The 13,772-nt window shown below is 66.7% G+C and carries 15 protein-coding genes and 2 tRNA genes; 13 read left to right on the top strand and 4 right to left on the bottom strand.

Features of this window, described 5'->3' with window-relative positions; all coding sequences use genetic code 11:
• The 3 genes from D105_RS0113940 to D105_RS0113930 all read left to right on the top strand — a co-directional run.
• Positions 1–762 (top strand): conjugal transfer nickase/helicase domain-containing protein (locus tag D105_RS0113940; RefSeq protein ID WP_018878805.1); only part of this gene is annotated, 762 nt, incomplete at its 5' end.
• Between the two features lie 155 nt (positions 763–917).
• Positions 918–1,229, top strand: coding sequence for a carbon storage regulator (locus D105_RS0113935; protein ID WP_018878804.1), 312 nt, complete (start codon positions 918–920; stop codon positions 1,227–1,229).
• Between the two features lie 104 nt (positions 1,230–1,333).
• Entirely contained in the window at positions 1,334–2,272 is a 939-nt protein-coding gene (locus D105_RS0113930; RefSeq protein ID WP_018878803.1) for a site-specific integrase, read from the top strand.
• Positions 2,273–2,537: 265 nt separating this feature from the next.
• Here the strand turns inward: D105_RS0113930 and D105_RS0113925 are convergent.
• The 3 genes from D105_RS0113925 to D105_RS0113915 form a co-directional block, all read right to left on the bottom strand.
• Positions 2,538–2,613 (bottom strand) — tRNA-Thr (locus D105_RS0113925).
• Between the two features lie 63 nt (positions 2,614–2,676).
• Complete coding sequence (locus D105_RS0113920) at positions 2,677–3,114, bottom strand: Fur family transcriptional regulator (RefSeq protein WP_018878802.1); 438 nt, start codon at positions 3,112–3,114, stop codon at positions 2,677–2,679.
• Positions 3,115–3,217: 103 nt separating this feature from the next.
• Positions 3,218–3,291 (bottom strand) — tRNA-Gly (locus D105_RS0113915).
• A gap of 66 nt (positions 3,292–3,357) precedes the next feature.
• Between D105_RS0113915 and thiS the strand changes: the two genes are divergently transcribed.
• The 3 genes from thiS to trmB are packed head-to-tail and all read left to right on the top strand — an operon-like array spanning position 3,358 to position 5,145.
• Positions 3,358–3,564 (top strand): sulfur carrier protein ThiS, encoded by a 207-nt coding sequence (thiS, locus tag D105_RS0113910; RefSeq protein WP_018867679.1) that lies wholly within the window; start codon positions 3,358–3,360, stop codon positions 3,562–3,564.
• 43 nt (positions 3,565–3,607) lie between these two features.
• Entirely contained in the window at positions 3,608–4,414 is an 807-nt protein-coding gene (locus tag D105_RS0113905; protein WP_018867678.1) for a thiazole synthase, read from the top strand.
• A gap of 2 nt (positions 4,415–4,416) precedes the next feature.
• On the top strand, positions 4,417–5,145 hold the full coding sequence (trmB, locus tag D105_RS0113900) for a tRNA (guanosine(46)-N7)-methyltransferase TrmB (protein WP_018878801.1): 729 nt from the start codon (positions 4,417–4,419) through the stop codon (positions 5,143–5,145).
• A 21-nt stretch (positions 5,146–5,166) separates the two neighbouring features.
• Here the strand turns inward: trmB and D105_RS0113895 are convergent, their stop codons facing one another.
• Positions 5,167–6,027, bottom strand: a complete 861-nt coding sequence (locus D105_RS0113895) for a universal stress protein (RefSeq protein ID WP_018867676.1) — start codon at positions 6,025–6,027, stop codon at positions 5,167–5,169.
• Positions 6,028–6,279: 252 nt separating this feature from the next.
• On the opposite strand from D105_RS0113895, the gene D105_RS0113890 reads away from it, so the two are divergent.
• The 7 genes from D105_RS0113890 to D105_RS0113860 all read left to right on the top strand — a co-directional run bounded on the left by D105_RS0113890 (position 6,280) and on the right by D105_RS0113860 (position 13,359).
• Positions 6,280–8,118, top strand: coding sequence for an SLC13 family permease (locus D105_RS0113890; RefSeq protein ID WP_018878800.1), 1,839 nt, complete (start codon positions 6,280–6,282; stop codon positions 8,116–8,118).
• A gap of 48 nt (positions 8,119–8,166) precedes the next feature.
• The gene (locus D105_RS0113885; RefSeq protein WP_018867674.1) at positions 8,167–9,057 is read left to right on the top strand and encodes a phosphoribulokinase; all 891 of its coding nucleotides are present in this window, start codon (positions 8,167–8,169) and stop codon (positions 9,055–9,057) included.
• Between the two features lie 134 nt (positions 9,058–9,191).
• Entirely contained in the window at positions 9,192–9,650 is a 459-nt protein-coding gene (locus tag D105_RS0113880; RefSeq protein ID WP_018878799.1) for a hypothetical protein, read from the top strand.
• Positions 9,647–10,777, top strand: coding sequence for an FIST C-terminal domain-containing protein (locus D105_RS0113875; protein ID WP_018878798.1), 1,131 nt, complete (start codon positions 9,647–9,649; stop codon positions 10,775–10,777). The genes D105_RS0113880 and D105_RS0113875 overlap by 4 nt, the downstream gene beginning before the upstream one ends.
• 17 nt (positions 10,778–10,794) lie before the next feature.
• A complete protein-coding gene (locus D105_RS0113870) occupies positions 10,795–11,829 on the top strand; it encodes an NADP(H)-dependent aldo-keto reductase (RefSeq protein WP_018878797.1) in 1,035 nt (344 codons plus the stop codon).
• A 10-nt stretch (positions 11,830–11,839) separates the two neighbouring features.
• Positions 11,840–12,622, top strand: coding sequence for a TatD family hydrolase (locus D105_RS0113865; RefSeq protein WP_018878796.1), 783 nt, complete (start codon positions 11,840–11,842; stop codon positions 12,620–12,622).
• A complete protein-coding gene (locus tag D105_RS0113860; RefSeq protein ID WP_018867669.1) occupies positions 12,619–13,359 on the top strand; it encodes a ThiF family adenylyltransferase in 741 nt (246 codons plus the stop codon). Before D105_RS0113865 ends, D105_RS0113860 begins: the two co-directional genes overlap by 4 nt.
• The last annotated feature ends 413 nt before the right edge of the window (positions 13,360–13,772 follow it).

Raw genomic sequence — 13,772 nt, 5'->3', positions numbered from 1 at the left:
CTGACACTGATCCGCCTGCCGGTGGCCCGTCTCTGGTCCGACCCCGAGACGATGCCGACGGAGTTCGAGGGTTCCGTGACTCCGCTGGGCGAGGCATCGACCAAGGAGACAACGGAGTCTGGCGACGGAGCGGCAAGCCGCCCTGCACCGGAAGAAGTGGCCACCCCCGCAGCAGATCCGCCCACGGCGAGGAGCGTCGCGATCCAGACAGGTCAGTCTGACGGGGTGGCGCAAGACCACTCGCCCCCCGGCCCGCCCGTATCCGCCGGCGTGGACGATCTGCCACTCCCGCCGGGTCTCGACGATGCCCTGGATAAAACCACTGACGAACCGACGGCCAAGCCACCACCGCAGCCGATGCCGTCCTGCGATACGGGTGCGGACACTCCCTTGCCTGAAGATCCGGGCGACGCCTGTCTCGAATGGATCCGACGAGGTGTCGCGGACGGGTCGCTCCTGGTGAACACGCGAGAGGCCCGGATCCACGTCGTCCCCGAGGGCGTGCTACTCGTTAGCCCCGGGATCTTCCGCGACTTTGCGAGTGCGACGGGCCACGCGTGGAACGCGGCCCAGAAGCGTTTTCAGCGGTTGCAGCTACACGAGAAGTCCCCCGAGGGCACCAACATCCACCGCTATGTGGTGAGGGGCGAACGCCAGACGAGCCGGATCAACGGTCTCCTGATCCGCGACGTCTCCGTGGTCTTCGGTCCGGACTGGACCCCGTCACCCAACGACCACCTGACACCCGCCACCGAAGCGTAAGCCAGCCGTCTTGCCCGGATAGTTACGGGCATGTGACACGGGAGGAATACCGGGATATTCTACACGGCTTATAGGGGAATAATAACGACCGAATATTCGGAAGCACTACAGAGGGATCTGGCAACCAGGCAAGGAAGCAAGGAGGAGGATAAGGAATGTTGGTTTTGACCCTGAAGGACGGGGAAGCGCTGTACGTGGGGGATAGCGCCCTCGTGGTTGCGGTGCAGACCCAGGAAGCACCCCTTCGACTGTCGGCGTGCGCGCCCGGTCTCAATGTCGAGTGGGACACCGCAGGCAGCCGGATGACCCTTCATCACCCGGACGGTCCTGTCCGTATGGAGTACGTCGATCATCGCAAGGCGCGCCTCGGCATCGAGGCCCCCGAGAGCGTGGATATCGTGCGCGAGGCATTGCGGGAACGACGTCAATCCTCCCAGGAAATTTCGGCTCCATCGCAAACGGAGTAGGCGGTTTCACTGCTGAATCCGTAAGGTCGCGCGCCTGGCAGGGAGACCGTGTGCTAACTTCAGTGATGCCAGGGGCGTGACTTGAACCCGTTACAGGGGAGGGCATGCCCGCGATGGAAACCCACCGCACCCTCGACGACCTGGTGCAGATCTATCTGCGCGAGCGGATTTTGCGGCCCGATACCGCCATCCGATACCAACAGGTTGTTCGACAGTTTCAAAACGACATGGGCGTCAGGACGCTGGACGAGATTCAGCGCGACACGCTGCTGGAATGGCGCAGCCAGGTCCTGCAGCGCGCCCGCGCGACGACCTGGAACTACTACCGTCGCCATTTCCGCGCGATGTGGCGCTTCGCCATGGAAGCGGAATGGATCGGCCATGATCCCCTGGAACGGGTGGATGCGGCTCCTGAAGATCGCCGGATCAAGACCGTTTCCCGGGACCTGCTGGATCAGGCGATCGCGGCGCTCGATGACTCCGAGAATCGATGCCTTGAGCCCCGCTGGTTCTGGCTCGCAGTACTCCTCACCTTCTACTACACCGGCATGCGAAGGCGGCAACTGGTAGCACTGACGTGGGGCGACGTGTGCTGGAACCAGAACGTACTGCGGCTATCGGTGGCGGGATCGAAGACCCACCGCGAATGGGATATTCCGGTTCCAGCGCCCTTGCTTGAGCCATTGCGGGAACTGTATGACCGGACCATCGCGCTCCGCGGGCCTCGGGGCCTTGAGCACTCGCAAGTGTTCGACCTGGGCCTGCATCGGGGCGAAGCGCGCTACCAGGGGAAGGGCATTCGCGTTGAGCAGGTCAGCGGCTTTTTCCGGAAGCTGAGCGAGGTCTTGGGTCAGCCCATTTCGCCGCACCGTCTTCGGCATACGCTGGGGACCGAGGTGGGGCGTCAGGAGAACCCTCCGCTTCGCGCGCTGCAGCACCTGCTGGGACACACCAACCTATCGACTACGATGCAATACGTCGAACCCGATATGGGGCAGCTGCGCCAGTTGGTTGACCACCTCCCCCAACCGGGCCGATCCTAGTCAGCGTGCAGGATCACCGCAGACACGCAAACCCTTGCTTGACTGGGGATTCCGATATGGGATAGTAAAGGACCGGGCGGCTTCTACATGCCGCCTGTAGCCAGTCAGTACGTGCCACCTGGCAGTACGCCTCGACATTCGAGCGGGGGACGCAAAAGAGAAGGGCGGTGTGGGTAGCACCGCCCTTCCGATGGTCCGAATAGGGCGGACCGGTCCCTGGCTCTGGTCTGTCATCGTCCCCTTGATCCGACGATGACAGCAAGATTGGTGCCGGCGAGAGGAGTCGAACCTCCGACCTATCGATTACGAATCGATTGCTCTACCAACTGAGCTACACCGGCGAAGCGCGACATGATAGCGGGGGCCGGGATCGACCACAATCCGGCGGGGCCGGACGACCGGATTCAGGAGCGCCGGCTGCCCACACGGATGACGACATCCACACCCTGCAGTTCCTTGCCTTCCGGCAGCGGGGGCAGGTCGGAGATGTCGATCCGCGCCGGGTCCACGTCTTCCAGTTCCCCGGTATCGGTATGGAACAGGTGGTGGTGCGGATTCAGGTTGGAGTCGTAGAACAGCTTCGCGGGGTCGATCAGGACCTCGCGTACCAGGCCCTTCTCGGCGAACAGATTCAGGGTGTTGTAGACCGTGGCCTTGGAGACCCGCGAGGAATGCCGCACCAACTGCGCGAGGATCTGCTCGGCGCTGAGGTGCTGATGGCGGGCGAACATCACGCGGGCAATCTCGACGCGCTGCTCGGTCGGGGAAATCGCATGTTCGCGCAGGAGCTCGCGCGCCGCGTCGACCGACAGCAGATCCGGATTGTGGGAGTCGGTGTTCATGATTCCGAAGATATAACAGGGCTCTGGAGCAAGTCCATATCCCGCCCCGGAGACAGGTCAAGGCGATCGATAGGGCCGGGAAGCCTGATAGAATAAGAAAAGATGGAGCGGGTGATGGGAATCGAACCCACATTAAGAGCTTGGGAAGCTCCCGTTCTACCATTGAACTACACCCGCTTGAGCCGGCGATTGTAGGCCTTGTCGGCCTCCGGCTCAACGGCCCTGAACGCCGGACGAAGAACCATGCAGATCCAGCTGAACGGCGAACCCTTCGAGCTCCCCGACGATCGCGAGGCCACGCTGGCCACGCTGATCGAGGCACGCGGCCTCGGTGGCCGGCGCCTGGCAGTGGAGGTCAACGAGGAGCTGGTGCCGCGCAGCGAACACGCCGCGCACCCGCTGTATCCCGGCGATCGCGTGGAGATCGTGCAGGCGATTGGGGGCGGATGAGTCCGAGCCCCCGTCCGTAACTACTTTCAACGAAGGAATTACCATGACCGAACCGGCCGCCGCGTCTGCCGACGATCTCTTCCGCGTGGGCTCGCGCGAGTTCACCTCCCGCCTGCTGGTGGGCACCGGCAAGTATCGCGACCTGGACCAGACCCGCGATGCCATCGAGGCCAGCGGCGCGGAGATCGTGACCGTCGCCATCCGCCGCACCAACATCGGCCAGAATCCGGACGAACCCAACCTGCTGGACGTGATCTCGCCGGAGCGCTACACGCTGCTGCCGAACACGGCCGGCTGCTTTACCGCCGAGGACGCGGTCCGCACCTGCCGCCTGGCACGCGAGCTGCTGGACGGGCACAACCTGGTGAAACTGGAGGTGCTGGGCGACGAGAAGACCCTGTACCCGGACGTCTTCGAGACCGTAAAGGCCGCCGAGACCCTGGTCGCCGAGGGCTTCGACGTCATGGTCTACACCACCGACGACCCGCTGCTGGCGAAGCGCCTGGAAGAGATCGGCTGCCTGGCGATCATGCCGCTGGCCGCGCCGATCGGCTCCGGACTGGGCATCCAGAACCGCTACAACATCCGCGAGATCGTCGAAAACGCCACGGTCCCCGTGCTGGTGGATGCCGGCGTCGGTACCGCATCGGATGCCGCCATCGCGATGGAGCTGGGCTGTGACGGCGTCCTGATGAACACCGCCATCGCCGCCGCCGACAACCCGGTGATGATGGCCTCGGCCATGCGCCACGCGATCATCGGCGGGCGCCAGGCCTTCCTGGCCGGGCGCATGGCGCCGCGCCGCTACGCCTCGGCCTCCTCGCCGCAGACCGGCCTGTTCTTCAGCTGAACATGGTCGAAACGATCGATTCCGCTTCCGACGGCAGGCCGTTCTACCGGCGCATACGCAGTTTCGTGCGCCGCGAGGGCCGGCTGACGCCGGGCCAGCAGCGCGCGCTGGACGAACTGCTGCCGCGCTTCGGCCTGCAGCTCCCGGAGCCCGCCGCGCCGCTGGATCTGGCGGCGGTGTTCGGGCGCACGGCACCGGTCACGCTGGAGATCGGCTTCGGCGACGGCGAGAGCCTGGCCGAGCAGGCGGAACAGCAGCCGGAACGTGACTTCATCGGCACCGAGGTGCACCGGCCCGGGGTCGGGCATCTGCTGCGCGAGGTGGAACAGCGCGGGCTGACCAATGTGCGCGTCAGCGACGCCGATGCGGTGGAACTGCTGGAGCACTATCTGGCGCCGGGCAGCCTGGACTGCGTACAGGTGTTCTTCCCCGACCCCTGGCACAAGAAGCGCCACCACAAGCGGCGCCTGATCCAGCCGGCCTTCGTGCGTCATCTGGCGACGCGTATCCGGCCGGGCGGGCGGCTGCACCTGGCCACCGACTGGGCCGAGTACGCCGAGCACATGATCGCGGTGATGCAGGAATGCGCGCCGTGGTTCGCGCCAGACGGCCCGGTTCCGGCCCCGGGTCGGCCACCGGAACGCCCGGTGACGAAGTTCGAGCGCCGCGGGGTCGGCCGCGGCCATCAGGTCGCCGATCTGCTCTACCGGCGGACGAACGAACCCGCCTGAGGCCTCAGGGAAACACTGATTTCAGGGTTTCCCTGAGGCGTTCTTGACCACCAGCACCGGGCACTCGGCCCCGCCGATCACGCGCTCGGAGACACTACCCATCAGCAGGCGCTTGAGGCCGGTGCGGCCATGGCTGCCGAGCACGATCAGGTCGCGCTGGTCGCGCCGGGCGATCTCCACCAGCGCGAGCTCCGGCCGGCCTTCCTCGGTGGTGGCATCCGCCTTCCGGCCCTGCTCGCGCGCCTCGCCCTGCAGGCGCTGAACCGCCTCCACGCCCTCCTGGCGGCGCTCGTCGCTCTGGCCCGGTACCGCCACCGTGGCGATCGTCAGGGGCAGGTCGCAGTAACCCGCCAGCTCGATCGCGGCCCGTACCGCCTGGTCGCCCAGGTCGGAGCCGTCGGTCCCGACCAGCAGCCCGCGGTGCGGGGCCTCGGCACCGCGCGGGACGACCATCACGTTGCAGGGCGCCAGACCGATTACCTTGCGCGTGGCGTCGCCCACCATCAGGCGTGACAGATCGCCCCGGTCACGCCGGCCGATCACGATCAGGCCGGCCTTGTACTCCTCGGCAATGGCGACGATCTCCTGATGCCGGTCGACCCCGTGGCGCAGGATCATCGAGGCGTCGATGCCCGCCTCGCGGGCGCGCTTCTCCAGCGCATCCAGATCGGCCTGGCCGGCCACGCTCGCCTCGTGGCTGCGCGGCGGCGACAGGGCGTCGTGCTGGGTGTCCGTGGGAATGATGCGGGCGACCACCAGGCGCGCGCCGCAGCGCTGCGCCAGGTCCAGCGCCACATTCTCGGCGGCTACGCTGAATTCGGAACCATCCGTCGCCAGGACAATGGTCTCGAAACGGCACAGCGGGGCATCGGATTCGGACATGCGGGGTCTCCACCTGGACTTTTTGCTCAGCATAACCGACATGCCGGCAAACGCCAGCACGGCGAGTGCCATGGCGCAGCCATCCACGGCGCGTTTTTTGCGTCCGTGCCCGCGGGATGAAATAATCCCGCGCTTTCAAGGGAAAGGCGGAACCCGTTTCCTCCGACCCGCCTCGGCGCCCGCGCCCGGCGCGCGTCCCTCGGCTTCCGGCCACGCGCCGTCCGGCGCGGGTCTTCAGGACACGACTGGAACATGGAAAACCTTACGCTGACCACCGAGATGATCGTGGTGCTCGCGCTGCTCGCGTTCACGATCTTCCTGTTTGTATCCGAAATCATCCGGGTGGACCTCGCGGCCATCTCGGTGATGGTGCTGCTGGGCCTGCTGACGCTGGTGCCGGGCCTCGGGATGCTGGTCGGCCAGGAGGAACTGTTCAGCGGCTTTGCCTCCAACGCGGTGATCTCGATCATCGCGGTGATGATCATCGGCGCCGGCCTGGACAAGACCGGCGTGATGCACAAGGTCGCGGCGTTCATCATGCGGGTGGGCGGCACCACGGAGAAGAGCATCATCCCGACGGTCTCCGGCACGGTCGGCGTGATCTCCAGCTTCATGCAGAACATCGGCGCCGCCGCGCTGTTCATGCCGGTGATGAGCCGCATCTCCAACCGCCTGAACATCCCGCTGTCGCGCCTCCTGATGCCGATGGGCTTCGCGGCGATCGTGGGCGGCACCATCACCCTGGTCGGCTCCAGCCCGCTGATCCTGCTGAACGACCTGCTGCCCTCCGACATGGAGCCGTTCCAGCTGTTCGACGTGACCCCGATCGGCCTGGCCCTGCTGGCCACGGCGATCGTCTATTTCGTGCTGCTGGGGCGTTTCGTCCTGCCCTCGGTCAAGACCAAGTCGGCGCAGCGCGAGAACGCGCAGGACTATTTCCAGCGCGTGTACGGCCTGTCCTACGAGATCCACGAGCTGTTCGTCCCGGAGAACGACCCGATGGTCGGGCGCACGGTGGCCGAGATCGAACGCGAGACCGGCATCGCGATCGTCGGGACCTATGTCCGCGACGAGCTGCGCATGGCGCCATGGACCGGCTACGAGATCCAGGCCAACTCGCATCTGGCGGTGCTGGCCAGCCCCGCGCGGATGGAAAAGCTGTGCGAGGGCACGCGCAAGCGCCCCTCGACGAATCTGGACGTGTTCGCCAACGCCCTGGACAGCGGACGTTCCGGGGTCGCCGAGGTGGCGATCGCGCCGGGCTCGAACCTGGCGGGCAAGACCGTGACCGAGCTGGCCATGCGCCAGACCTACGGGCTGTCGGTGATGCGCATCCAGCGCGGCAACGAGACCTATGGCGAGGGCCTGCGCGACATCCCGCTGGAACCGGGCGACATCCTGGTGGTGCACTGCACCTGGGAATCCCTGGCGCGCCTGGAACAGGATCGCGACTTCGTGGTGATCACCTCGGACTACCCGCACGAGGAACTGCGCCCGTCCAAGGTGCCGCATGCCCTGTTCTTCCTGGCGTTGACCGTGGGCCTGATCGTGTTCACCGACCTGATGCTGTCGGTGGCCCTGCTGACCGGCGCGCTGGGCATGATCCTGACCGGCGTGATCAGCCTCGACAGTGCCTATCGCGCGGTAAGCTGGAAGACGGTGTTCCTGCTCGCCTCGCTGATCCCGCTGGGGATGGCGGTGGAGAACACCGGTACCGCGGCATGGATCGCGCAGAACACGCTCGAGATGCTGGGGACCGTGCCGCCCTGGGTGCTGCAGGCGACGATCTTCGCGCTGGCCACGTTCTTCACTCTGGTCATGTCCAACGTCGGCGCGACCGTGCTGCTGGTGCCGCTGGCGATCAACTTCGCGATCGCCGCGCAGGCCGCGGGCATGGACGCCGACCCGCGCGTGTTCGCGCTGACCGTCGCGATCGCGACCTCGAATTCCTTCCTGATCCCGACCCACCAGGTGAACGCCCTGATCATGGGCCCCGGCGGCTACCGGGTGAAGGACTATATGAAGGCCGGCGGCATCATGACCATCCTGTTCGCCGTGGTCGCCATGTTCATGCTCAATCTGATTTTCTAGGCTTTCTTTCAACGACCTTTGTGCAACCCGTTTGCAAGGAGAAATCCCATGTCCCAGAAGCATCCCGTGATTGCGGTGACCGGTTCCTCGGGTGCCGGCACCTCCACCGTCAAGCGCTCCTTCGAGTCGATCTTCCGTCGCGAGCAGATCAACCCGGTCGTGATCGAGGGCGACAGCTTCCATCGCTATGACCGCAAGGCGATGAAGGAAGCCATGCAGAAGGCCGCGGACGAGGGCAATCACCACTTCTCGCACTTCGGCCCGGAGGCCAACCTGTTCGATCGCATCGAGGGCCTGTTCAAGACCTACGGCGAGACCGGCCAGGGCGAGAAGCGCTACTACCTGCATTCCGACGAGGAAGCCGCGCAGCACAACGAGCGCCTCGGCACCAATCTGGGCCCGGGCGAGTTCACCCCCTGGGAAGAGATCCAGCCGGGCACCGACCTGATGTTCTACGAGGGCCTGCACGGTTTGGTGGTCGACGGTAACGTGAACGCCGCGCAGCACGTGGACCTGGGCATCGGCGTGGTGCCGATCGTGAACCTCGAGTGGATCCAGAAGATCTTCCGCGACAACGCCGAGCGCGGGTATTCCGCCGAGGCCATCGTGGACACGATCCTGCGGCGCATGCCGGACTACGTGAACTACATCACCCCGCAGTTCGGCTACACCGACATCAACTTCCAGCGTGTGCCGACGGTGGACACCTCCAACCCGTTCATCGCCCGTGCGGTCCCGACCCCGGACGAGTCCATGGTGGTGATCAGCTTCAAGGACCCGACGAAGTTCGGCATCGACTTCCCCTACCTGCTGAACATGATCCCGGACTCCTTCATGTCCAACCCCAAGACCCTGGTGGTCCCGGGCGGCAAGATGAGCTTCGCGATGGAGGTCATCCTCGGCCCGATCATCCACGACATGCTGTCGCGTCGCGGCTGATTTGCCGGGAGGCGCCCGCCCGGCGTCTCCCCGGCTCCCGGGAAGTTCCCCAGCCCCGCTCCGGCGGGGCTTTTTTCGTTTCGGGCCCGCCATTCCGCTAGGATTCAGGCTTTAACGGACAGGACGGAGTAGGCGTGTTCGGACTCTTCGGGCCGCGGCCGGCCCAGCAGATGGAGCGCTTTCGCGGCCGCTACACCGGTCGCTCGCTGATCGTTCACCAGGGCTTCACCGGCGACTGGCTGGAGGAGCTCCTGAAGCAGCCGGGCGGCGGCGGGCACTTCCGCATCGACAGCCGCCCGCTGCCACGGCGGCGGCCGAGCCCCGTGGAGTGGCTGGTGCAGACCCATATCCTGCCACTGGAGCTGCCGCAGCCCCTGTTTCTCGATGTGCGCGAGGACGCCATCCTCGTGCGCCACCTGCAGCGCGGGGAACACGCGGTGCATCCCTCGGAGATCGCCTGGTTCCTGGAAGAACTGGACACCCGCCACCACGCCCGTCTGGTCTTCACCGAAGACGGCGGCCTGAACGCGCACCCCGGCCTGCCGGTCGACGACAACGAGGCCCTCAGCATGCTGGAGCAACTCGGTTTATGACCAATGCCTTTCGCAGTGCCACCGCCCGCGGCGAGGAACCCCGGGCCCTGGCCGACGCCCTGATCGCCGAGCTGGGCGAACAGCCGCCGCGCACCGGGGATCAGGTGCGGGTCGGTTTCATCTACCTGTCCGACGCGCTCAGCCGCCACGCCCGCACCCTGCTGAAACACCTGCGCGAGGGGCTGGGGGTGGATCACTTCGTCGGCGGCATGGCCATGGCCGTGATCGGCCCGCACGACGAGCTCTACGAACAGACCGGCGCGACCCTGATGATCGGCGCGTTTCCGGCCGCCAGCGTCCGCGTGATCTATCACCCGGTGCGCGGCTTCGACGAGCTCGTGAAGGAACTCGACGGGTTCCTCGACCCGCAGACCCCGGGCCGGCTGATCCTCAACGCCGACCCGCGCATGGAAGGGCTGGAGGGCATCCTGACCGAGATCGGCGAGCGCACCGCCTGGTTCGCGACCGGCGGCGTCAACTCCGGGGACGACGGCGTGGTGCAGATCGCCGACGGCGTCGCCGCCTCCGGCATCACCGGGCTGGCGCTGCGCGACGATGTCCCGATCGCCGCGCGCCACAGCCAGGGCTGCACGCCTCTCCCGGGCCAGCACGAGCTGACCGAGACCTGGCGCAATATCATCGTGCGCCTGGACGGCCAGCAGGCCCTGCCGGCGTTCAAGGGCATCATCGGCGATGTGCTGTCGCGCGACCTGGAGCGGGCGCTGGGCTACATCCTGGTGGGCTTTCCGATCCCGGGGTCGGACACCGGCGACTACCGCGTGCGCAACATCATCGGGATCGACCTGGACCAGCAGGTGCTGGCCGTCGGCGAGATGCTCGAGCCGGGCTCGCAGATCCTGTTCGTGCGCCGCGACGGCCAGGCGGCCATCGAGGACCTCGAGCGCATGCTGGAGCAGATCCGCGCCCAGGCGCCCAACGGGATTCGCGGCGCGATCTATGTCTCCTGCGTGGGGCGCGGGCGCCACCAGTTCGCCCAGGAAGGCACGGAACTGGGCATCGTGCAGAAACACCTGGGCGACGTGCCCCTGGTCGGCTTCTTCGCCAACGGCGAGATCTTCGCCAACCGCCTGTACGGCTATACCGGGGTCCTGACCCTGTTCACCTGAACCGCCAAGGGGACCGCATGCAATACCGCAAACTGGGACGCACCGAGATCGAGGTCAGCCTGATTGGCCTGGGCACCATGACCTGGGGCGAGCAGAACACCGAGGCCGAGGCCTACGAGCAGCTGGACTACGCCCTCGACCAGGGCGTAAACCTGATCGATGCCGCCGAGATGTACCCGGTCCCGCCGCGCGCGGAGACCCAGGGCCTGACCGAGAGCTACATCGGCAACTGGCTGGCCAAGCGCGGCAACCGCGATCAGGTGGTGCTGGCCAGCAAGGTCGCCGGCCCCGGCATGATCGACTACCTGCGCGGCGGTCCGCAGCTGAACCGCGAACACATCGAGCAGGCCCTGAACGACAGCCTCCGGCGCCTGCAGACCGACTACCTGGATCTGTACCAGGTCCACTGGCCGGCGCGCGCCACCAACTTCTTCGGCCAGCTCGGCTACATCCACAAGCCGGATGAAAGCGCGACTCCGATCGAGGAGACCGCGGCGGCGCTGAAGGCGCTGGTCGAGAGCGGCCGCGTGCGCACCATCGGCATCTCGAATGAGACCCCGTGGGGCTTCATGGAGTGGATCCGCGCCCATGACCGTGGCCTGTCCGAGCGCATCGTCTCCATCCAGAACCCCTACAACCTGCTCAACCGCAGTTTCGAGGCGGGGCTGGCCGAGATGGCCATCCGCGAGGATGCCGGCCTGCTGGCCTACTCGCCGCTGGCCTTCGGCATGCTCTCCGGCAAGTACCTGGACGGGGCGAAGCCCGAGGGGGCACGCCTGACGCTGTTCGAGCGCTTCCAGCGCTACAGCAACGAATCCGGCCTGGCCGCCACCGCGGAGTACGCACGTCTGGCGCACGAACATGGCCTGACCCCGTCCCAGCTGGCGCTGGCCTTCGTCAACCAGCAGCCCTTCGTGACCAGCAACCTGATCGGGGCGACCACCATGGAGCAGCTGCGCGAGAACATCGCGACGGTGGACATCACCCTGTCCGACGCCGTGCTGGAGGCCATCGAGGCCATCCACGCCCGCTATACCTACCCCTGTCCGTAGGCCACCCCCCATGAACCTGATCGATACGCATGTCCACCTGGACCTGGACGCGTTCGATCCGGATCGCCCGGCCGTGCTGGACCGCGCCCGCGCCGCCGGGGTTCAGGAGCTGGTCCTGCCCGGCGTCACCCGGGCGCGCTGGCCGGACCTCGACGCCCTGTACCGCCAGCACGCGGGCCTGCATGTCGCCTACGGCCTGCACCCGATCTTCCTGCAGGACCATGCGGACGCGGACCTCGACGCGCTGGAGGCCTGGCTGGACACGCACCCCGAGACCATTGCGGTCGGCGAGATCGGGCTGGACGGCTATCAGGAGGGTCTCGACTGGGACCGCCAGTGGCGGTTCTACACGCGGCAACTGGCCATCGCGCGCGAACGCGACCTGCCGGTGATCATCCACAGCCGGCGCGCGCTGGACGCGGTGCTGAAGGGCCTGCGCCAGCAACCAGGCCTGACCGGCATCCTGCATGCGTTCATCGGAAGCCCGCAGCAGGCCCGCCAGGCGGCCGACCTGGGCTTCTGCCTGGGCATCGGCGGCCCGGTGACCTTCGAGCGGGCGAAGAAGCTGCACCGTGTGGTGCGCGACGCGGCGCTGGAGGCCCTGGTGGTGGAGACCGATGCGCCCGATCAGCCCCTGGCCGGACATCAGGGTGAGCGCAACGAACCGGCGATGACGGCCGAGGTCAATCGCCGGCTCGCGGCCCTGCGGGACATGGATCCCGAAGAGATGGCTATAATCACGTCACAAAACGCACGCCGGGTCCTCCGGCTTCCGACCGGTCCCGACGCATGAGTCCCGCCGCCCCCCACAATCCCTACACCGAACGGACCGACCTGCTGCTGGGGCACGAGGTTGCGGCCGGCCTGCGGGACCGGCATGTGTTCATCGCCGGTCTCGGCGGGGTCGGCAGCTACGCCGCCGAGGCCATCGCCCGCGCCGGCGTCGGTCGCATGACCCTGGCGGATCACGACGTGGTGGGCGCCTCCAACCTGAATCGCCAGCTGGTCGCGCTGCGCTCCACCGTGGACCGACCCAAGACCGAGATCATGGCGAACCGCATCCACGACATCGATCCCGAAATCGAGCTCACGATCCGCCACGACTTCCTCCAGCCCGATACCGTCGGCGACCTGGTCCCGGAGGATGCCGACTTCGTGCTCGACGCGATCGACTCCATCGTCTGCAAGGCCGCGCTGGTCGCGACGGCCCAGGCGCGCGGGCAGGGCGTGATCTCGAGCATGGGGGCCGGCGGGCGCATCGACCCCACCGCCGTGCGCGTGGGGCCGCTGGCGGGGACGCGCGTGTGCCCGCTCGCGCGCCAGATGCGCAAGCGCCTGCGGCGCCTGGGCGCGCATCTCGACTACCCCGTGGTGTTCTCCATCGAACAGCCGCGCAAGGGCACCGAACACCGCCCGGTGGGGGACGGCGGCCGGCCGCGTTCGGTCAACGGCACGATCTCCTACCTGCCCGCGATCTTCGGCCTGACCGCCGCCGGCCACGTAATCCAGAGCCTGATCGCCCGCGCCTGACCGCCATACACGGCTCGCTCCGTGACCCCTGCAGCCACAGGTTCCGTCCTGCCCTGTGGGAGCTCAGCCCCCTGAGCGATACGGCGCGGCCCGACCTCATCGGCCAGAGGGCTGGCCTTGTATGTTTACCCGTGGCAGGCCTAGAAAGGGTCTGTCGGGGTGGAGGGACGAAGCTGGCATCTGGCCTGTGGCACAGACGGTAGGAGAGTTCGTCCCACCCCTCACCTTAAACGCCGATAAGGAATCGATCGGCTCGGGACCGACGATAGATGGCAAGCCAGCGTTCGGTGAGGCCCCGACAGACCACTCCAAGCTAGCTCGGGAGGTGTGATGATGGCAACGCATCGGATCGGGGTCGATGTCGGCAAGGCCGAGTTGTGGATCAGTATTGACGGTGAAACCGCACAGCCGTG

Origin of the sequence: Thioalkalivibrio sp. ALE28 (assembly GCF_000377425.1) — a bacterium.
Lineage (GTDB): Bacteria > Pseudomonadota > Gammaproteobacteria > Ectothiorhodospirales > Ectothiorhodospiraceae > Thioalkalivibrio.
Note: the sequence above shows the minus strand (reverse complement) of the source record. Positions and strands in the feature narration are given on the sequence as shown.

Coding starts and splice junctions, on each gene's coding strand:
- D105_RS0113935 (WP_018878804.1), top strand. CDS start 918: ATGTTGGTTTTGACCCTGAAGGACGGGGAAGCGCTGTACGTGGGGGAT.
- D105_RS0113930 (WP_018878803.1), top strand. CDS start 1,334: ATGCCCGCGATGGAAACCCACCGCACCCTCGACGACCTGGTGCAGATC.
- D105_RS0113920 (WP_018878802.1), bottom strand. CDS start 3,114: ATGAACACCGACTCCCACAATCCGGATCTGCTGTCGGTCGACGCGGCG.
- thiS (WP_018867679.1), top strand. CDS start 3,358: ATGCAGATCCAGCTGAACGGCGAACCCTTCGAGCTCCCCGACGATCGC.
- D105_RS0113905 (WP_018867678.1), top strand. CDS start 3,608: ATGACCGAACCGGCCGCCGCGTCTGCCGACGATCTCTTCCGCGTGGGC.
- trmB (WP_018878801.1), top strand. CDS start 4,417: ATGGTCGAAACGATCGATTCCGCTTCCGACGGCAGGCCGTTCTACCGG.
- D105_RS0113895 (WP_018867676.1), bottom strand. CDS start 6,027: ATGTCCGAATCCGATGCCCCGCTGTGCCGTTTCGAGACCATTGTCCTG.
- D105_RS0113890 (WP_018878800.1), top strand. CDS start 6,280: ATGGAAAACCTTACGCTGACCACCGAGATGATCGTGGTGCTCGCGCTG.
- D105_RS0113885 (WP_018867674.1), top strand. CDS start 8,167: ATGTCCCAGAAGCATCCCGTGATTGCGGTGACCGGTTCCTCGGGTGCC.
- D105_RS0113875 (WP_018878798.1), top strand. CDS start 9,647: ATGACCAATGCCTTTCGCAGTGCCACCGCCCGCGGCGAGGAACCCCGG.
- D105_RS0113870 (WP_018878797.1), top strand. CDS start 10,795: ATGCAATACCGCAAACTGGGACGCACCGAGATCGAGGTCAGCCTGATT.
- D105_RS0113865 (WP_018878796.1), top strand. CDS start 11,840: ATGAACCTGATCGATACGCATGTCCACCTGGACCTGGACGCGTTCGAT.
- D105_RS0113860 (WP_018867669.1), top strand. CDS start 12,619: ATGAGTCCCGCCGCCCCCCACAATCCCTACACCGAACGGACCGACCTG.